Origin of the sequence: Sphingomonas paucimobilis NBRC 13935, from assembly GCF_000739895.2 — a bacterium.
Classification (GTDB): domain Bacteria; phylum Pseudomonadota; class Alphaproteobacteria; order Sphingomonadales; family Sphingomonadaceae; genus Sphingomonas; species Sphingomonas paucimobilis.
Genome location: NZ_BBJS01000007.1, coordinates 119,302 through 138,605 on the forward strand (window position 1 = coordinate 119,302; position 19,304 = coordinate 138,605).

18 protein-coding genes and 1 tRNA gene are annotated in these 19,304 nt (G+C 63.8%); 2 read left to right on the plus strand and 17 right to left on the minus strand.

Annotated features, from left to right (window positions below; all coding sequences use genetic code 11):
* Positions 1-64: 64 nt before the first annotated feature.
* The 9 genes from SP6_RS02055 to hspQ all read right to left on the minus strand — a co-directional run bounded on the left by SP6_RS02055 (position 65) and on the right by hspQ (position 7,469).
* On the minus strand, positions 65-961 hold the full coding sequence (locus tag SP6_RS02055; RefSeq protein ID WP_007405427.1) for an SDR family oxidoreductase: 897 nt from the start codon (positions 959-961) through the stop codon (positions 65-67).
* Positions 958-2,058, minus strand: coding sequence for a glutamate 5-kinase (proB, locus tag SP6_RS02060; protein WP_007405404.1), 1,101 nt, complete (start codon positions 2,056-2,058; stop codon positions 958-960). The genes SP6_RS02055 and proB overlap by 4 nt, the downstream gene beginning before the upstream one ends.
* 7 nt (positions 2,059-2,065) lie before the next feature.
* Positions 2,066-3,112, minus strand: coding sequence for a GTPase ObgE (gene obgE, locus SP6_RS02065; RefSeq protein ID WP_007405354.1), 1,047 nt, complete (start codon positions 3,110-3,112; stop codon positions 2,066-2,068).
* A 58-nt stretch (positions 3,113-3,170) separates the two neighbouring features.
* Positions 3,171-4,790 (minus strand): TadG family pilus assembly protein, encoded by a 1,620-nt coding sequence (locus SP6_RS02070; RefSeq protein ID WP_007405385.1) that lies wholly within the window; start codon positions 4,788-4,790, stop codon positions 3,171-3,173.
* On the minus strand, positions 4,787-5,182 hold the full coding sequence (locus tag SP6_RS02075; RefSeq protein ID WP_007405480.1) for a TadE family protein: 396 nt from the start codon (positions 5,180-5,182) through the stop codon (positions 4,787-4,789). Before SP6_RS02075 ends, SP6_RS02070 begins: the two co-directional genes overlap by 4 nt.
* Before the next feature lie 427 nt (positions 5,183-5,609).
* Positions 5,610-6,158 (minus strand): GNAT family N-acetyltransferase, encoded by a 549-nt coding sequence (locus SP6_RS02080; RefSeq protein WP_206378529.1) that lies wholly within the window; start codon positions 6,156-6,158, stop codon positions 5,610-5,612.
* Positions 6,159-6,343: 185 nt separating this feature from the next.
* Complete coding sequence (gene rpmA / locus SP6_RS02085; RefSeq protein WP_037568911.1) at positions 6,344-6,610, minus strand: 50S ribosomal protein L27; 267 nt, start codon at positions 6,608-6,610, stop codon at positions 6,344-6,346.
* Positions 6,611-6,652: 42 nt separating this feature from the next.
* Positions 6,653-6,952, minus strand: a complete 300-nt coding sequence (gene rplU, locus SP6_RS02090; protein WP_007405484.1) for a 50S ribosomal protein L21 — start codon at positions 6,950-6,952, stop codon at positions 6,653-6,655.
* Between the two features lie 136 nt (positions 6,953-7,088).
* Positions 7,089-7,469 (minus strand): heat shock protein HspQ, encoded by a 381-nt coding sequence (gene hspQ, locus SP6_RS02095; protein WP_390901605.1) that lies wholly within the window; start codon positions 7,467-7,469, stop codon positions 7,089-7,091.
* 128 nt (positions 7,470-7,597) lie between these two features.
* Between hspQ and SP6_RS02100 the strand changes: the two genes are divergently transcribed.
* Positions 7,598-7,687 (plus strand) — tRNA-Ser (locus SP6_RS02100).
* A gap of 420 nt (positions 7,688-8,107) precedes the next feature.
* Here SP6_RS02100 and SP6_RS02105 read toward each other — a convergent pair.
* The 8 genes from SP6_RS02105 to SP6_RS02140 are packed head-to-tail and all read right to left on the minus strand — an operon-like array spanning position 8,108 to position 16,195.
* On the minus strand, positions 8,108-8,905 hold the full coding sequence (locus SP6_RS02105) for an ABC transporter ATP-binding protein (RefSeq protein WP_007405370.1): 798 nt from the start codon (positions 8,903-8,905) through the stop codon (positions 8,108-8,110).
* Positions 8,902-9,885 carry a FecCD family ABC transporter permease gene (locus tag SP6_RS02110; protein WP_007405355.1) on the minus strand — a complete coding sequence of 328 codons (984 nt, stop codon included), beginning with the start codon at positions 9,883-9,885 and terminating at the stop codon, positions 8,902-8,904. Before SP6_RS02110 ends, SP6_RS02105 begins: the two co-directional genes overlap by 4 nt.
* A complete protein-coding gene (locus SP6_RS02115; RefSeq protein WP_007405491.1) occupies positions 9,882-10,763 on the minus strand; it encodes an ABC transporter substrate-binding protein in 882 nt (293 codons plus the stop codon). The genes SP6_RS02110 and SP6_RS02115 overlap by 4 nt, the downstream gene beginning before the upstream one ends.
* The gene (locus SP6_RS02120) at positions 10,763-12,697 is read right to left on the minus strand and encodes a TonB-dependent receptor plug domain-containing protein (RefSeq protein WP_007405403.1); all 1,935 of its coding nucleotides are present in this window, start codon (positions 12,695-12,697) and stop codon (positions 10,763-10,765) included. Before SP6_RS02120 ends, SP6_RS02115 begins: the two co-directional genes overlap by 1 nt.
* A 46-nt stretch (positions 12,698-12,743) precedes the next feature.
* Positions 12,744-13,847 carry a CDF family Co(II)/Ni(II) efflux transporter DmeF gene (gene dmeF / locus SP6_RS02125; RefSeq protein ID WP_411841066.1) on the minus strand — a complete coding sequence of 368 codons (1,104 nt, stop codon included), beginning with the start codon at positions 13,845-13,847 and terminating at the stop codon, positions 12,744-12,746.
* A complete protein-coding gene (locus SP6_RS02130; RefSeq protein WP_217996028.1) occupies positions 13,819-14,817 on the minus strand; it encodes a DUF6925 family protein in 999 nt (332 codons plus the stop codon). The genes dmeF and SP6_RS02130 overlap by 29 nt, the downstream gene beginning before the upstream one ends.
* Entirely contained in the window at positions 14,817-15,623 is an 807-nt protein-coding gene (locus tag SP6_RS02135) for a (2Fe-2S)-binding protein (RefSeq protein ID WP_130120031.1), read from the minus strand. Before SP6_RS02135 ends, SP6_RS02130 begins: the two co-directional genes overlap by 1 nt.
* Entirely contained in the window at positions 15,620-16,195 is a 576-nt protein-coding gene (locus tag SP6_RS02140; RefSeq protein WP_113667370.1) for a DUF7676 family protein, read from the minus strand. The genes SP6_RS02135 and SP6_RS02140 overlap by 4 nt, the downstream gene beginning before the upstream one ends.
* Before the next feature lie 902 nt (positions 16,196-17,097).
* Between SP6_RS02140 and SP6_RS02145 the strand changes: the two genes are divergently transcribed.
* Positions 17,098-19,110, plus strand: coding sequence for a TonB-dependent receptor plug domain-containing protein (locus SP6_RS02145; RefSeq protein ID WP_007405400.1), 2,013 nt, complete (start codon positions 17,098-17,100; stop codon positions 19,108-19,110).
* Positions 19,111-19,304 lie beyond the last annotated feature (194 nt).

Sequence of the window (19,304 nt, forward strand, 5' to 3'; positions counted from 1 at the left end):
GATCCTTTCGAGGGGGCCAGTGGCACCCAAATGCGGCGGCTTTTCGACCGCGTGATGGCCGCTGCTATAGCAAGCCATTGGCGCGATACCACCGTGCCGTGTCCGCCAGCCCCTTGGACAGGGCGATTGCCGGCTCCCATAGCGCGGGGTCGGGGCGTTTGGCAGGGTCGGCGGTCCAGTCGGGGTGGCAGAGATAACCGACCCGGTCGGGGGTCAGCTTGGCACCGTTGCCACGCAATGCCCGGTCGATCTTCGCACCGAGTTGCAACAGACCCTTGGGCAGGTGGAGCGTCATCACCCGCTGTCCGACCGCTGCGCCGATGGCGTTGGCGAGTTCGGCATGGGTCAGCGCCTGCCCGTCATCCACCTCCAGTACGGCACGCGGGCCGTCGGTCGTCACCAGCGTGGTCAGCAGCCGCGCGAAATCCTCGACCGCGACCAGCGACACCTTGCCCGGTGGCGGCATCAGTGCGATTCTCATTTTGGCGGCGCGGAACATGTCGCGCATCTCCATGTCGCCGGGGCCATAGATGCCGCTCGGCCGGACGATGGTCCAGTCGAGCCCGCTGTCCGTCACGATGGCCTCGGCCTGCCGCTTGGACCAGCCATAGGTGGAAAGCGCGGGCTCGCGGGCCGACAGCGAGGAGACATGGACGAAGCGCTTGATGCCCGCCGCCTTCGCCGCCTCGACGATGGCACGGGTGCCGTCGATATTGCCCGCGACGAAGCCCGCGCGGTCGGGCGCGTTCACCACACCCGCGATATGCAGCACCGCGTCGGCCCCCTCGACCAGCGTCGCCAGGCTGTCGGGTTTGTCGAGCGCGCCCGCGATCCAGGTGATCCCGGCGCGCGACGGCTGGGCCCGGCGGGTCAGCGCGCGCAAGCTCAGGCCCGAACCGGCGGAACGGTCCACCACCGCGCGACCGACAAAGCCGGTCGCCCCCGTCACCGCGACGATCATAGCAAAGCGAGATGATTGCGGTGGATGAGCGCGGCGCGGGGGGCATGGCCCAGGATTGCCGCCTGCTCATCCGAACGCGTGCCGATCAGCGCGCGTGCTTCGGTCGAATCATATTCGCTGAGGCCGCGTGCGACGGTGCCGTTGGGGCCCTCGACGGTGACGAGGTCACCGCGCGCGAAATGGCCGTGGACGGCGATCGCCCCGGCAGCGAGGAGGCTGCCGCCCTCGGTCAGTGCCTTGGCCGCGCCCGCATCGACCTGGATCGCCCCACGTGCGGTCAAGCCACCTGCGAGCCAAGCCTTGCGGGCGGGCGCGCTCTTCTCGGCGACGAAGATGGTGTGGCGTGCGGGTATCGACAGCGGATTCTCGATCCGGCCCGACGCGATGGCGAGATGCGCGCCCGCGCTCACTGCGATGCGGGCGGCGGCGATCTTGGACACCATGCCGCCCGAACCCATGCCTGAAGCCGAGCCGCCATCGGCCATGCCGGTGACCGCCTCGATCCGCTCGACCCGTTCGATATGGCGCGCTTGCGGGTTGGTATGGGGGTTGGAGTCGTAGAGCCCATCCACGTCGGAGAGCAGCAACACCCCGTTCGCGCCCGCGGCTTGCCCCACCCGCGCGGCGAGGCGGTCATTGTCGCCGAAGCGGATTTCTTCGGTGGCGACGCTGTCATTCTCGTTGATGACCGGCACCACGCCCAATCCCAGCAACCGGCCCAGCGTCGCGGCGGCATTGAGGTAACGCCGCCGATCCTCCAGATCGTCGAGCGTCACCAGCATCTGCGCGGCGGTCAGTCTCTCGGCATGGAGCAATTCGGCCCAGGCCTGGCTGAGCGCGATCTGCCCCGTCGCGGCGGCGGCTTGCGCGTCCTCCAGGCTGGCGCGGCCGCCCTTGGGGAGCCCCAGCCGCCGCGCGCCCAGCGCGATCGCGCCCGAGGAGACGATGGCGATCTGCTGCCCCTGCCGCACCCGCATGGCGATGTCGGCGACAAGGCCGGTCAGCCAGTCGCGCCGGACTTCGCCCTCGGGCGTGACGAGGAGCGCGGAGCCGACCTTGACGATCAGCCGCTGGCAGGTGGCGGGGGGAAAGATCATGCTGCGATCAGAGCGGCGACCATGTGATCTCGTCCTCGCCCTCGTCATTCTCCGGGACGGCATCCGGCCCGGGCCCGATCGCCTCGAGCAGCTTGTCGAGCACCCAGTCGACGCCGGTGCCCGCCGCACCCGATAGCGGGATCACGTCGGCACCGCTCGCCTCGGCCAGTTCGGCCGACAGCGCCTCGATCAGCTCGTCGTCGAGCGTGTCGATCTTGTTGAGCGCGATGATGTGCGGCTTGTCGATCAGGCCAGCACCATAAGCCTCCAGCTCGTCGCGCACGATGCGATAGCTTTCGGCGACATCGGAATCGTTGGCATCGACCAGGTGGAGCAGCACGCGGCACCGCTCGATATGGCCGAGGAACCGGTCGCCGATCCCGGCCCCGTCCGCCGCCCCCTCGATCAGGCCAGGAATGTCGGCGACCACGAACTCGCGATTGTGATGGCGCACCACGCCCAACTGCGGCCGGGTGGTGGTGAAGGCATAGGCGCCGACCTTGGCCTGCGCGTTCGTGACCGCGTTGATGAAGGTCGACTTGCCGGCATTGGGCAGGCCGACAAGGCCTGCATCGGCCAGCAGTTTCAGGCGCAGCCAGACCCAGGCCTCTTCGCTGGGCCAGCCGGTGCCGTGCTGACGCGGTGCGCGGTTGGTCGAGGTCTTGTAGCTGGCATTGCCGCGCCCGCCGTCACCGCCGCGCAGGAACACCTCGCGCTGGCCGACCTTGGTGAAGTCGAGCAGCACCTCTTCCTTGTCCTCGGACAGGATTTGCGTGCCCACCGGCACCTTGATGACCAGATCGTCGCCCCCGCCGCCCGTGCGGTTGGAGCCCGACCCGCCATGGCCGCGCGGCGCCCGGAAATGCTGGGTGTAGCGGAAGTCGATCAGCGTGTTCAGGCCGGCGACCGCCTCGAAGATGATGTCGCCGCCCTTGCCGCCATTGCCGCCATCGGGGCCGCCATATTCGATATACTTCTCGCGCCGGAAGGAAACGGCGCCGGGGCCGCCCGCGCCGGAGCGGACGAAGATCTTGGCCTGGTCAAGGAAATGCATGGCCCGCCCTTACCGCGCAAGGGCGCAAGAGGCCAGCCCGGCCTTTCCTCCTGCCGGATCAGGCGACGAGCGACGCCGCGCCGCATCGCGCGCCATCGACCGTCAGATCGGCCTGCCCGATATGCATTCCCATCAGGTCGGATATCGTGCTCATCAGCATGTCGAGCGTCGGTGCCACGGGCATCAGCGCGGCGCCCACGACCTGAGGCAGTCGGCGGAATCCAACGCCGCGACCACCCGCTTCGACCTGGAGGTCCATTCGGTGAAGCAATGAACTGGCATAGCCTTGTGCTGCCGAATTGGCGGTGATGGTCTTGGTTGTGCCGTTCCGGATTTCCGCCGCGCTGAAGGCGACCCGTTGCCAGGCCGCATCGGTCGAAAGGTTGATTTGCGTCCAGCCGGTGACCTTGGCGGGCCAAACCTGCAGCAGCGTGGCCGGACCCATGATCGGCGATTGCCGCATGTCCTCCAAGCGGCTTCTGTCGATCTGCGCGATAGCGATGCTGCCGGGGGAGGGGATGGACTCGATCGTCACCGATGGCGTCGATTCCCAACAACTCATGCTGCTTCGGCGTGCCCGGGCGGAAGCGGCCTCCATATAAATCGGCAGCTCAATGTTCGCCATCCGGGGCACGCCGATTTGAACATCGACCAGCATCCGCATCTGTGACGTCTGAACCGTCGCCGATCCGTTTTGGGTCACCGCCAGCCAGGGCGTCTTTGCTGGCCGATCGCCGATCACCAGCATGATCTTGGTCGAGGTCAGGCCTGGAAGCGTTCCGCCCAGGTCCATATAGAATTGGCGTTGGCCATTGGAAATCGCCAGGACCTCGCGCAGCATCTGGTAGACGCCGACGTTGACCACCTCGCGAGACTGCGCCTTGGACATTTTTCCCAGCGGTCCCAGATCTATCAGCCGGTTGAGTGGCACCTTCGAATTCAGGGCGTGTGAGGCTATGACCCGGAGCGCGGCAGCGGCGCCGGGATGGGTGGTGGTATCCGCCATCGCGTTCAGCAATACGGGAAGCCTGATGTCTGCCGCCAATATGGTATCGAAGCTCGCTCCCGTCAGGCCGATGCGCGTGCCGAGCAACGGGATCATCTGCAACAGTTCTACCTCGGCACTGGCCAAGGCCTGATAATCAAACAGGGACAGCGACAAATTGGTGCCGGCCAAGGCGTTGAGGAACGCGCCTGGCAGGCCTCCACCGGCCCGGGCTGCCCGGCTGCCCACCGAAAAGGCGACATAATCCATCCGCTGAGCGACCGCGCTGGCCGACACTTGCTGCGTGGCTTTCCCGGTCAGGATACGGCCGAAGATCAGCGGCACGGGGCGCCGCAGGACCACGCGCATCGCGCCGCCGTCCGTGCCCGGAATGAAGCGAGCTTCGGGCAAGATGTCGGGGTTCGCGTCATAGCGGCCAAGGATCATGTCGCTCGATGCATCGGCGACGCCATTGGCGGTCAGCACCTGCCCGATGGCCTGGGACCGACGTTCGGGGCTCGATGCCATGGCGGCCAAGGCGGCCTCGTCGGCGGTTCCCTGCAGCTTGCGCTGAGAAAGGGTCAGCATTCCAATATCGATGCCGAAGGCCGCGCCGCCGACAATCATCACCCCGGACAGGGCGATCAATATGCCGACGCTGCCCCGTCGGTTGCGTCGAAGTCTGCGGATCATGACAGGCCCCCAAGCATCGCTGCGCCGCTCGCGCTGGGCGTCCGACCAAAAGCGGGGACGAAAGGCAGATTGAGCAACGGATCGCTCGATGCGTCATAGCGGACCGACACGGTGAGGATATTGTCCCGCTCAGTGGTATCGATCTGGCCGCGGTTGGCGTGAAGGACGCCAGTCGAATCAAGCATTTGGCGGGCTGTGGTGATCGCGATCCTCCGGCGTTCGGCGGCATCGATGCCCGCCAGCGCCGCCCGTGCGGCGCTGTTCGCCGATTGCTGGACGAGATGCGCGGTCATGAGATAGTCGCCGAAACTCACGATACCCAACAAGACCGACAGCAGCACCGGCATGACCAGCGCCGTCTCGACCGCCGCCACGCCACACCGGTCGGGCACGGAATATCTTTCCCAACACAACGATCTCATGGAATGCGCGTCGCTATGCGTTTTCGCTCTCGAGAATTCGTTCATCGCTTTTCCCCGTGGCGGTAAAACCGCCTCCCCACGGGCAATCAGACAGCAGTTTGTTAACAAATGTTTATAGCTTGAAGCAGCGGTCGGCGTAACGGTGCCAATTCAGCTTTTTTAATAGTACAAATTATCTCAGAGCGTAGCGATGGCTAAGCGGAATTGGGTCGCGCATTGCCGTATACGACAGGGCGGCGTGAAGACAGGCGTCGGATCACGCCCCGAGTCGCGACGCGTTTTGTTCGTCACGATCTGGCAAAGTCTCGATCGATAGGGAACGGTGCGCCGAACCCGCGAGACGCGCCGATCTTCGGGGCGGGAATGCGGTGAATGCCCGCCCCGAGGCCTGCATGGATCATGCTGCCAGCGGCATCGACCCGCTTCGATGGTCTTCCAGATCGATCGCATAATGGATGCTGGGCGCGCTGCCGCCGCGTCCGATCGAGGCCCTGGCCATCCGCTCGCCCGTCGGGCGGAAACCTAGCTTGGTCAGCACACGACCCGAGGCAGGATTGTCGGCGAAATGCCATGCACCCAGCCGCCGAATCGGCAGGGCGTGGCGCGCCATGGCGACGACCGCGCGCCCGGCCTCGGTGGCATAGCCCCGCCCCCAGGCCGAGGGGGTCAGCCAATAGCCGAGCTCATGACCCGTATCGCCCGCGATGATCGCGATGCCGCCGATCAATTCGGGCGCGCCACCACGATCGAGCGCGGTGATCATGAAACGCGGTTCGGTCGCGCCGCACGGCTGTGCCAGCCAATTCCTGGCATCGTCGGGGGTATAGGGGTGGGGGACCCGTGCCGCCATGCGGGCGATCGACTCATGGCCGATGGCCTGGGCCAGGGCGGTGGCATCTTCCGGCCAGGCTGGCCGCAACAACAATCTTTCGGTCCGCGCGAACATCACTCGACAACTCCTCGTCGCGTCGGGCCTGCCCCTGCCACGTCTGGATGACGGGACGGCGACATGGCCCGAGGGCGGTGGAGGGAGCACGAAAAAAGGGAGCCGGGGTGACCCGTCTCCCTTTTTTGCTGGTTCCTGCGCGGAACCCGGGTCACCCTGGTGGGCAACCCGGCGCGGTTGCCCGATTATTCGGCCGCTGCGGCCAGTTCGACCGAACAGAATTTACGGCCAAGCTTGCCCTCGTGGAACGAGACGCGACCATCGACGAGCGCAAACAGGGTATGGTCCTTGCCCATGCCCACGTTGCGACCCGGATAGAACTTGGTCCCGCGCTGACGCACGAGGATGTTGCCGGCCACGGCTTCCTGGCCGCCGAACTTCTTCACACCAAGGCGACGGCCGGCCGAATCACGACCGTTGCGCGACGAACCGCCTGCTTTCTTATGTGCCATTGCGAACTACTCCTGGATTTCGTTGGGTGGCGCGGCTGAGGTTCAGGCGCCGACCGACACGATCTTCAGGATCGTGTGCTGCTGACGGTGGCCGTTGCGACGGCGATAGTTATGACGGCGACGCTTCTTGAAGACGATGACCTTGTCGGCCTTCGCCTGAGCTATGATTTCCGCGGCGACCGTGATGCCGTCGACGGCCTTCAGCTCCGAGCCTTCGCCCGCCAGCAGAACGTCACCCAGCGTCACCGACGCGCCGGCCTCGCCCTCGATCTTCTCGACGACGATCTTATCTCCGGCGGCGACGCGATACTGCTTGCCGCCCGTGCGCACGACTGCGAACATGGCTGTTATCACTTCCCAAATGCATGGCTCCCGCTCGGGAAGACCCGTCGGGAAAGAAAGGTCAGCTAGGCAAAGGTCGGTGGATTGTCAACCAAGGATTGCATGGCGGGACCGGAAATGCGGCCCTGTCGAACCATCAATGCCGATGTTCGCGCCGCAACAGGTAACGACCGTCCTCATAGCCCGTAAAGAGCCCGGCCAGCGCAGGATGGTCGACCGGCTCGTCGCTGTCGTCGGGCAGCAGATTTTGCTGGCTGACATAGGCGACATAGCTCGATTCGGCGTTTTCGGCGAGCAGATGGTAGAAGGGCTGATCCTTGGCGGGGCGAATCTGTTCGGGAATCGCGTCATACCATTCGTCGCTATTGGCGAAGACGGGGTCGACGTCGAAGATCACGCCGCGAATATCGAACATGCGATGCCGCACGACATCGCCGATCGCGAACCGCGCGCTCGCGACGATGGGCGCTTCCACGTCGAAGCGCGAGGTGAGGGGCGGCATGTCGATCAGGTCCATGGATCATGATTTAATGCGTTTGTCGCGCCGCACAAGTTTAGGCGCTTGCATTGCCCAAAAAGCTGATCTAGGAGCGCGCCTCCAATCGATCAGCCCCGAGGGTCCAGGCCCTTTCGGATCGTCCTCGCGGAGAGGTGGCAGAGTGGTCGAATGCACCGCACTCGAAATGCGGCGTGCCGGCAACGGTACCGAGGGTTCGAATCCCTCCCTCTCCGCCAGATCTCGTTGATTTTACAGGATAAAATCAAAAACGAAGATCTCGTGGCCACATTCATGCCCACTTTTGATTTGGTTCTCAGCGGCCGAACGTGAACGCTGGCGAAGCAGGCGTTGCGTGATTCTGAGATCTATTCGCTTTCCATATGCGGACGCCTTTCCACCTGGGCCTCACGCTGCAGCGTTCAATTCGAGCTGTCTCACAATTCCATTCAGCGCTGCCGTGCAGCCCTGGGCACGTCCGATGTCATGATCGGTCCCGGCCGAGTTCCAAAACATGTCGAGCGGCCGGCGCTCCGGGCAATGCGCGATCAGGCAGCGCAGCGCGAGCCGTACCTCGATCGCCGCTCACGCTTCATCCGACAACCACAACAGCGCCATGCCTCACTCCTCCTGATCCATCCTTCAGTGAATCTGGAAAACTACCATCCCTCAATACGCTGATCGGGTTTGGACCCCAGAAATCGAATGATCCGGCAGTCGCCGTCACGATGGACCTTGACGTCGATGTCGTACAATTCACTAAGCGGTCCATTTTGCAGCAATGCAGCCGCTGTGCCGTGCGAAAACGCACCTGGCGCCTTCATCATTACGATGTCGTCAGCAATCTGTGCGACGAGATCGAGATCGTGGAGCGCGACGATAACCGTACATCCGGCATCGGCGAGCGCACGAAGCCTGCGACCGGCGTCGAGGACATGGCGGGGATCGAGGCCGGCAGTTGGCTCATCGACGATGAGCACCTCCGGCGCGCCGATGGTGGCGCGGGCAAGCATGACCCGGGCAAGTTCACCGCCCGACAATTGCGTTGCGGGACGATCGCGCAAGTCGAGCAGATCGAAGCGGGAAAGTGCCGTGTCAATCTTTGGTTGCCACGCTTTCGGCAGGTCGCCGAATGCGGGTAAATGCGCGGTAAGACCCAAAGCGACGACCCGTTCGACGCTGATGGGCCAATCGACCCGAGGTGCTTGGGGCAAATAGGCGCGTCGAGCGGCAAGCGCCTTTCGTGGCAGGGTGGCGATCGGCGTATCGCCCAGCAGGACGGTTCCTGCCGTCGGTGCAAGCAACCCGGCCGCGACGTCGAGCAGTGTCGATTTGCCGGCGCCGTTGGGGCCGATCACGCCGGTCAACCGGCCTGCAGCAAAAGTAATGCTCACATCGACCAGAATCTCGCGACGGTTGCGCGATACCGCGATGCGATCAAGGACGAGCGCGCTCATGGGGCGGTCTTTCGGACATGCAAAACCAACCACAGGAAGAACGGAGCGCCAACCATCGAAATGCAGACGCCGAGCTTGATGTCGGGTCCGAAGCGCAGCGAGCGGGTGGCGATGTCGGCGGCCAAGACGATCGCTGCGCCGACGAGGGCAGCCGGGATCAGCGTCGCGCCGGGCCGGTGGCCTACAAGGGGGCGTACCAGGTGAGGTGCGATGAGCCCGACAAAACCGATCGAACCGGTAACGGCGGTCGCTGCGCCGACCCCCAATGCAGTACCAAAAAGTGCGAGCAACCGGGTGCGACGCACGTTGATGCCCAGGCTTTCCGCCTGCCGCTCGCCCAGGGAGAGTGCATCAAGGTCGCGCATCGTTGCGAGCAGAAGTGCCGCACCGAGAAGAACGAACGGTCCGGCGAGCCAAACATGATCCCAGTTGCGGTCGGTCAGCGATCCCATCAACCAGGTCATGATTTCATAGGCGGCGAAGGGGTTGGGCGCGAGGTTGAGCGCGAGGCTGATACCGGCGGCCGCGACGGTAGATACGGCGACCCCGGCCAGGATCAGCGAAAGATTGCCGCCGGAGCGTGACAGGGCCAACGCGATCAGGATCGTCGCAAATCCGCCGGCCATCGCAAACAGCGGCGTCATCAGCGCGAAGGTGGATGCGAAGCCATAGTAGAGCGAAATGACGGCACCGAGCGACGCACCGGCGCCGACGCCCAGCAGGCCGGGCTCGGCGAGGGGGTTTCGCAACAACCCCTGCAGGACCGCACCCGCCAAACCCAGGATGCCGCCGATCATCAGCGCGAGCAGTAGTCGTGGCAGCCGCACCTGAGTGACGACGATCTGTGCAAGATCAGGTGTAGGATCGACAAGGGCGTGCAATGTCTGATCGGGCGACAGCCAGATCGTCCCGGCCAGCAGCGAAGCGATGGCCAGCAGCGAGATTAGCGCGACAAGTCCAAGTACCAGCCAGCGCTTCACGGGATCATTTCCCCGGTCGGCACGGCGGGGCTGGCAGCGCCCGCCGCACCGCGCAAGTCCCGGCGTAGCTTCAATGCGGCATCGGCGACCATCGGCGTGCCGCAGATGTAATTGCCTTGTGCGATCGGCAGGATGCGATTTTTCCAGTAACGCCGCACCAGCGGATGTCGAACTACATCGTCGCTTAGGCTCGGCCCCCGCGGATCGATCGTTCCCTGCACCAGCAGGGCAGGATTGGCCTGCAGCAACACTTCGGTATCGGGCTTACGATAGCTGAGCACCATTGGTGCACGGACGAGATTGCGCGCGCCCGCCGCGGTCAGGATCGCATCGTAGAGCGTGCCTTTCCCGGCTCCGAAGCCGCTGCGGTCCCAGGCCACGACCCGGATCGGTAAGGGTCTGTCGTGCGCCAGCAATGCCAGCTTCGCGTCCATGTCGGCGATAAGCGCTTCACCCCGCGCTTGTTCGCCCACGGCCGCCGCCACCTGGCGCGTGATCCGACGGATGCCGTCGAAGTCATTCGCATTGTCGACCTCCAACATGGGATAGCCGAGCCGCTTTAGCATTCCGCGCAGGGCTGGTGTTGTGAACGAGCCGGCCACCACCAGATCGGGCTTTTGTGCCAGCACTTCCTCCGCCAGGCCATGGTTGACGCCGACCCGCATCGCCTCCTGCGCCATCAGCGAGCCACCGGGATCGCGTGACAGCCAGGTCACCGACGCGATCCGCTCGGCTGGCAGCAGCGCCAGGACCAGCTGATCGGTGCACTGGTTCATACTCATCACACGCAGCGGATAGGCTGTCCGTGTGGGGATCGCCGGCCCGGCCGGGCTGCAGCCGGCGGCTGCGAACGCCAGCAGGGCTGACAGGCTGCGCATTACAGGTGAACCCGGATACCGCCATAGGCGGCACGACCGGGCGCGGCGAAGCTGAAGAGTTCCTCATACTGCTCGTCGAGCAGATTTTCGATCCGCCCGAATAGCGAAACGCGATCGGACAGCTTGTAATTGGCGTTCAGGTTGACCAGCACGAATTCCTGCATCGACACGCGTACCGGCACATAGCTGGGGTCGGTATAGGCGAGATCGGTGTTGCGCCCATTGTAACGGACAGTCAACGTACCGGAGAAACGCTGGTCGGTGCTGAAAACTGTCGTGTTGAGACTGGCGACGTGCTTTGGCCGCCTTACCTCTTCCAGTCTGTTCTCACGTGAATGAAGGTAGGTATAGGCGAGATCGAGCTTGATCTGCGGGATTGGCCGCGCCGACAGGAATGCCTCGACGCCGTGCTGCATGGAATCGGTGGTGCGGTTGGACGGTGTGGCGACGAAGGTCGGTGCGGGGTAAGTCGTGTAGATCTCGTCCTTCAGGCGGCTGTCGAAATAGGTTGCGCCGATCGTTGCCTTGCCGCCGGCAAGGACCTGGTCGATGCCCGCTTCCCAGCCTTCGGAACGCTCGGGCTTGAGATTGGGGTTGCCGATGTAGCGGCCGTCCGAATAGCCATAGAGTTCGAAATAGCCAGGGTTTTTGACGCCTGTGCCATAGGCACCGCGTACCCGCAGGCCGAACGGCAGGCGATAACCCGCCTGCGCGCGCCACGTCGTCACGTCGGCGAAACGGTTGTTCTCGTCGCGGCGGATGCTGGCGCCTGCGGATAAGGCGTCGTCGATGGTCAATTCATACTGACCCACAAAGCCCCAATTGTCAGTGGATCGCCGTCCCTGGAAGGCAAATGACGACGGCGTGGTGTTCTGGAACATCTCGCGTTCGAAATCGACTGCGCCGGTCAATCGGTTGATAAAACGGTCGCTGCCGAAGCGATAACTCGTCTCGAACGTACCCTTGTACCTCTGGCCCCTGTCGCCGTAGCTGAAGCCACCCGCGTTGTAGCCGCGCCGGGTTGTGTCGGCGAACTGACCGGTCAGCGTATTCGTCCAGCGACCGTCGGCAAGCGAAAGTTCAGCGCGGGTCAAGCCGTAGAAGGCCTCGTTGACGTAACGGACGCCCGGGCTGTCGATCGTGTATCCGAAGGTGGGACTGCGGGGATTGATGTCGCTGTTGTTCGTGTCGGCGGAGGTGTTGCTATAGCGGGCGACGCCCGTGAGCTTGAAGAAGTCGGACGGCGTCCATGTTGCTTTTCCGCTCGCGCCGACGCTTGTCGATCCGATATCCCGCGTGCCGTTTCGCGCGGTTGGCGTACCGTCCGTTCGATAGACCGAACCAGAGACGGCATAATCAAAGGTGTCGGTGAAGCCGGCCATGCGAGCCCCGCCGCTGAACGTGCCGAACGATCCGCCTTCTGCGCGCGCAGAGATGCCCGGCGCCTCACGGCCAGTCAGCGTGATATACTGGATCACGCCGCCGATCGCATCCGATCCATAGAGCGAGGATTGCTGGCCACGCAAAACCTCGACCTTGGCCCCCTCATCGGCGATCAGCGTGCCGAAATCATACTCGCCATAATATGGATCGGAGGCCTTGATGCCGTCGATCAGAACCAGGACGTGGTTGCCCTCGGTCCCGCGAATCCGGATTTGCGTCAGACCACCGATCGCACCGGTGCGGCTGACCGCGACGCCAGGAACATCGCGTAGCACGTCGGAGACCACCCGCGTCTGACGTTCCTGCAGATCCTCACTGGTAATCAGGGTGATTGAAGCAGGCACATTTTTGACCGCGGTGCCGTCACCGGATCGGGATCCGGTGACGACGATGTCGTTGCCTGCCTCGTCCTGGGTCGGCACTGTCGGATTGCTCTGTGCCAGCGCGGGTGTCGCGGCGGCAAGTGCAAGCAGTGATACAAATGTCTTCATTGGTTCCCCCCTAAAGTTCTTTGGTCTGTCGGTCTTCTCGCTGGTTTCAGCAGTCACACCGGTGGAGCGGCTGCTTCGCTGTAGGTATGCTCACGTCGAGCGCGTGATGATCGCTGCCATCGGGCGGCAGGCATTCCACCGTGACATGGCTGAGCATGTGCAAGGCGCGCAGTTGCGCGCCGCAGCGGGCCGCATCAGCAACCGAAAGTCCACTGACCGATGCGATGACGGCATTGTGGCCGGGGCCGACGCGCCAGAGGTGCAGATCGACGATCTTGGCACCTGCCTTCTCCAATATTCCGCGTATGCGATCGAGCATCTGCTGGTCTGGAATCCGATCGAGCAAGACGGACGCGGTGACACGAGACAGACTGAGCGACCAGCGTGCGATCACGAACGCGCCGACGAGCCCCATCGCCGGATCGAGCCATGACCAGCCCCGCTGACGCCCTAGCAGCAGCGCAATGATCGCCAATATGCTGACGCCGGCATCGGCCAGGACATGCAGATAGGCGGCACGAAGGTTGTGGTCATGATGCGACGACGACTGGCCGTGGTCAGCATGCCGGTGATGAACCGCGTTATGACGATCCGTCGCGTGGTCGTCGTGACCGTGATCGTGCGCATGACCGGAATCGTGCAGCATCAGGACCGAAAGCAGGTTTACTGCCAGCCCGATCACCGCGACCACCAACGCCTCGTCGAAGGCGATCGGGACGGGAGAGAGCATCCGCTCCAGGCTCTCCACCGCAATGAAGCCCGCCGTCGAAGCGAGCGCGACCGCGCTGGCGAATGCAGCGAGGTCGCCGATCTTGCCCGTCCCAAACGAGAAGGACGGGTCGTTGAGCCGCCGGCGCGCAACGCGATAGGCGAGAGCGGCGACGAACATCACCCCGGCGTGGGTCGCCATGTGCAGGCCGTCAGCGATGAGCGCCATGGAGCCGAACAGCGCGCCGGTGAGCAGCTCGACGATCATGGTCAAGGCACAGACGATGAGCACCGCTGTGGTTCGCCGCGCATGATGATCGTGCCGCTCGCCCAGAAAATCATGCCGGACGAAAGTGGCGCGCGCGTCGTGACCGGCAGTGGAGCGTGACCCGGTCAGCAGGGCGGCGTGAGCGTCAGACATCGGCCGCGACCTCGACGGCATCGCCTGCGGGCAAACGGTCGTAGGTCCGTCGCCAGGCCTCGACTGCCGATCCCGGCGTACGTTGCGCAATGCGTCGCAACGTGATCCGCGCCTTGGCACGACCGCGTCGCGTCTGTGGCCAAGCAAATGTTTCGGGTGCAAGGCCCTCGTTCAGTGCCGCCGATATGGCGTTCACGACGTCCCTGTCTTCGCGTGAGCCGAAGCGGTCGAGCAGCGCGGCAAACATCTCGTCGAGACCGGAATCGAACGGCATTCGGCGGCCCAGCGCATCGCGCCACGGCGAGCCGGGATGGAGCATCAGGACTGGCTGATATCCGTCCGGGATTGGTGCGTTCGCGGCATGGGTGCGGCCGGCGCCGAGCATTTTTGGCAAAAGATGCGTATGCGGTCCCTCCGGGCTGTCGCCGCCGGTCGCCGGAATGGCCGAGAAGACCTCCACTCTGGCCAATGGGGAAAGGAGCACCCTGTGTGGCTGGGCGCGCAGCATCTCGGCCATCGCGTCACGACCCGCGTCCTCCAGCAGCGACCTGCCTTCAATCGCCCTCAGCGCCGCGTCGAGCGCGGGATCGGCGGTACGGACGCAAAAATGAACATGGCCGCGGCCGACACCCAAGTCGAACAAGGTGCTGGTGCGATCGGCTGGCCGGAGCGCGCCGTAGTCTGCGCCGAGCGCGCGGACGCGCCCATGCTCCATGTCATTCGGTGAGGGAAAACAGAAGGCGATCGCCTGGCCCCAAGTATCGCCGTCGCTCGACAGCGTGTCATAGGCGACGATCCTGGCGGCGATCCTGACGTCGATCCGGATGCCGCCGCGTGCCGTGATGACCTCTCGCGCGCTGCCCCGATTCCTGATGACGGCATCTTCCCCGTCATCATACGTGAATTCGCCGACGGCTCCAAAGACACCGATGCTCCAGCCGTGCCGGTGGTCGGCGATCATCGTGTCGACCAGTTCGATCATATCCTCCATCATGCCACCCTTTCCGTCGCACTGGCGTTTGCCCACGCGCGGTTGCGGATCAGCCGATCGGCGGGCGGAATGATCGGGCAACTTGCGCAGAACTGCGCCCGGGGTCCCTTGAAGTACAGGCAGCAAGCCGCGCGACGCTGGCAGATCGTGCTGCCGGCGACCCCGGTGACCTCGTACAGGGTGGGCGCTGCGCTGCGGGTTTCGCGATCAAGCGCGATAATGGCACGCGCTTCTTCCACCGCAGCATCGCGGCAATTCATTTTCTCGCCAATCGACACGAATTGTGCCGCCCAGGAAGAGGTTGCCATGGCCCATAGGGCGTGACGCGACATGCGGGACCATGCGTGCTGTGCCTCGACGACATCATCCGTGAAGCGCCGCAGATGGCGCGCGACCGCGATGCGACCGGCGGCTTTGCTCATCGGCTGCTCGATCCTGCCGGCTTTGATCCAGATGCCTTCGACAAGAGTCATCTTGGAGAATTTGAGCGCATAATCATCGATCCGCACGACCAGGCCGTACGCCAGCCAACTGGCGACGATATAGGCGGAGGCCCAGCCATGACGGAGGAGTAGCGACGCGGCGGCGGCGCGACGGTTGGGACCAAAGCCCGCAGATACGAAGCGTGCATGCAGATCAGCCATCGGACCGGTCGCGGGATCGCACAGCGCTGCGCGATCGACCCACGCCTCCCGATCGGCCGGCGCGGTTTCGACGCGCAGATGTTCTATGAGCGGCGCGACGATCACGCGCGCCTCATCCAACGACGGCGGGCTGTCAATCGCGCCGCGAGCCCACGCGTTCACGCCGCATCTGCCCATTGGAAACCGCGGGAAGTCGTATCGAAGGGATCTTCTGCCAAGCCGGCATAGCGGGCGGCGATATCGCGCCACATGTCGAGGCGACCCCAGTCGGGATCGTCCGCGATACGGTCCGGACCATCGAGAAACGGGTTGTCGAAATAGATCGACATCATCGCGCCACCGCTGCCGTCGCGCAGCTCGAAGCCCCAGCTGTTCGGTGCGCCCGCCGGGTCGAGCGAACGGAACAGGCTGGCGGCGGCGGGCATTCGTCGCTGCCCATCCGGCGTATCGGGCAAAGCGCCTGGTCCGACGCAAAGGTGAAAATGCGGGCCGTTGAAACCGATAGTCAGATAGCCTTCGGACAGGGCGATGCGATCGGGCGCCGCCGGGCAGGTCCATTCATAGGCGATCCCGTCCAGGATCGGGCCATAGATGAGGCGATCCCAATAGCGGGTGAAGACATCCTCCAGAAAGCCGCTCAGCCACGCCGTCGTAGTGGGCAGCATCCAGCGCTGGGTGACGACAGCGCCCGCTACGTTACGGTCCTCGATCATCGGAAGTGAGCGGTTTGTCATGGGAATGCCTCTGTTGAGGCGGCCGTCACGGTGGCGAGCGAATGCGGTGGCGGCAATGGCTGGATTGCCAGATCGGCCTTTGATCATCCACTCTAGCCCGTGGTCGTTCCGCGTGGCTGATTGGACGACCATGGAAGAATGCGCGCTTTTTGCTATAAATTTACCGTTTGAAACGTTCAGCCGAACGGAAACGGACCGGCCCCGAAGCGGTTACATCGTTTGGCCGTTCAATCTCTATTCCGACCGCGAGCGTTCGCCACGAGCAGACCGCTGTCACGACATGCGTTTGATCTTCAATCGACGCTGAGCGCCATTGTGACCAATCGTTATTTCCGCGAACCAGCCTCGACAGGGGTGGCAGGACCAGCAAGGTCGTGGCCGAGAGGCCGTCGGTCGCTGCGGTGACGAGGGCCCCTGCACCTGCGCGCGCCTGCCCGTTTCGGTCGCCATGGTCAGACCGAAGCGACCAGTCGCCGTGCAACTCGCCCATCCCTAAGACGTATCCGAAGATCCGCTTCAGTCCAAATTGATCTTCTGGGAGGGGGCAGCAACACATAGCCGGCGGCGACATTTGAAAGCGATACCGTCTGGCGATGCCTGAACCTCCAGACCGAGCGTCGCGAAATTAAGTTGTCACACGAACTGGTGCGGTGCTGCTTTCGACAATGGAATTGCTTCGCGGGGCGTGGATCAGAGACTGAATCCAATTTGTCTATATGGATGTCGAAAGGGCCCCGTGCACCCTCGGCATGTAACGGCTTCAAAACCGTAACTCGCTCGATCTCGTCCCGCCACAGTTCTAACACAATAGGAAGCAGTGGGGGAGCATTAGCGGCACGCTGATCTGATGTTCGCGGATTTCCGCCCCCACCGCCTTAAATCGACATTGACGGGGAGGATCAATGGCACGACGACGCATCGACCTGCGCGCGGCATTTCTGGCAGCGGCCGGTCTTGGCTGGAGCATGAGCGCGTTCGCCCAGACAAAGGCCGCCGATACCAACGAGACCATCGTCGTCACGGGGAAGAGCCTGGAGGAGACGCAACCGCAGGAACTGTCGGGCCTGGGCCATGACCTGGTCACCGTGGACGCCACGGCGATCAGGAACGCAGGCGCCGTCGATCTGACCGCAGCGTTGCAGAGCGTTCCCGGCCTCTATATCCGCAGCCAGTCCGGCCCGTTCAGTTACGCCGATTTGAGCCTGCAGGGATCGCGCAGCCAGGACGTTTTGTGGACCTGGGACGGTATCCGTCTCAACAATCGGCTGTACGGCACGACGCTGCCGACCGACACGCTGCCGGCAAGCATGATCGAGCGGATTGAGGTACTGAAAGGGGGCGAGAGCCTGTTCTACGGCACGCAAGCGGCGGGCGGGGTTATCAACGTCGTGACCCGCGGCTTCAGCAACACGTTCGACGGTCAGCTCAACGCCAGCGTCGATACCTTCGGCGGCAATGCCGTCGACGGTTTTGCGCGCGGCGCGATCGGCGATCATCGTTTCGTGGCATATGCCACGCATAACCAGTCACCCGGTTTTCAACCGTTTAGCCGGATGGAGCCGAGCGCCACCGACCGCAATCGCGGCTACGACCTGTGGTCCGCCGGCCTTAAATACCAGTTCGAGCTGGCGCCCGACCTGACGCTCAACGCCTTCTGGCAGCATACCGAGGGCAAAATCGACAATTTGAGCGCGACGCGAGTGAACGAAAGCCGCAACGACCGAAACGAAGAGATCGGCAGCGTCTGGCTCGACTATACCCGGAACGACACGGTGCAGTTGTTCCTGAAGGGGTATTTCCATGACTGGAAGACCGCCTATGTCCAGATTCTGAATCCCGTGCCCGCCGGGCCGCCGATCACGGTCTATCCGTCCGGCACGTTCTGGGGCTATCGCGACTATGGCGGTACGGCGATTGCTAAGCTGCACCTGCACCGTTACGTCGAGTATCTCGTCGGTTATGATTATCAGCGCTTCAGCGGGCGCGACGACGTGTTGCGGATTGCACCGACCGATGAGCAGGTGCATGCTGGCATCTTCCAGCTTCGCACCAATGACGAACTGTCGAAGAACGGTCGGCTGGCCGCAGGCGTGCGCTACAACAAGAGCCGGGGTGCGCAAAAGACGGTGTGGAACGCATCGGGCCGTTACGACTTCGCCGACGCGGTGTACTTCGAGGCCAATGGGGGCACCTCGTTCGTGTTGCCCGACGCGTCCCAGCTCTACGGCATCGATCCTTGCTGCGAAATCGGCAATCCGCGCCTGAACCCGGAAGAGAGCCTTAGCGTCAACATATCCGCTGGGGGCCATGCCGCGACCGGCACTGGTATGCTGCGATGGAAGGCAACCTATTTCAAACGGCGCATCACCAATTTGATTGACACCGTCTATGACGACCCCGCCTTTCCCAACGGCACCTATGGCAATGTCGCCCGCAGGGTGCATTCCCATGGTGTCGATCTTGAATTGGGCGCATCGCTAGCAGGCGGCTGGACACTCGCGGCGAATTATACGCGCGCGCGGCTCCGCGAAAGAGGCAGTGAGGTGCAGCGCGATCGCTCACCGGAGCAGTTCGCACGTGGTTCGATCGCTTGGACGCCGGAGCGCCTGCCAGTCGGCGCGAACGTATCGGTCAACTGGGTCGGGAACGTCTATTCGACGCTGCCGTCGTATGGACGTCGCAACTACGGCAATTATGCCGTCGTCGATACCGGCGTGCATCTATATCCGGATGCCGCCCGCAAGCATCGCCTCGGCATCAACGTTGAGAATGTCTTCAACAAGGATTACGCCAGCGTTGGTTATCGCCGCACCGTCAGCGATGCGGGGCGGCGGGACGGCACGATGAGCCCGTTCCTCTACTATTTCCGGGGCGTGCCGCGCACGCTGCGGGCAAGCTATGGCGTCGCCTTCTGATCCCTATGCGGCGGCCGGTCCTCTTCCTGCATCGCTGGCTGGGCGTCGTCGTCGGGTTGCTGATGACGCTATGGTGCCTGTCGCTGAATTCCACGTGATCCAACGCCATCCCGCGAAATGTGCGGGGGAAAGTGGGGGCAATTTGGAGTGTGGTGCGATGGCAAAGCTCGCGCCTCAGGCGCTGGCATGTCGAG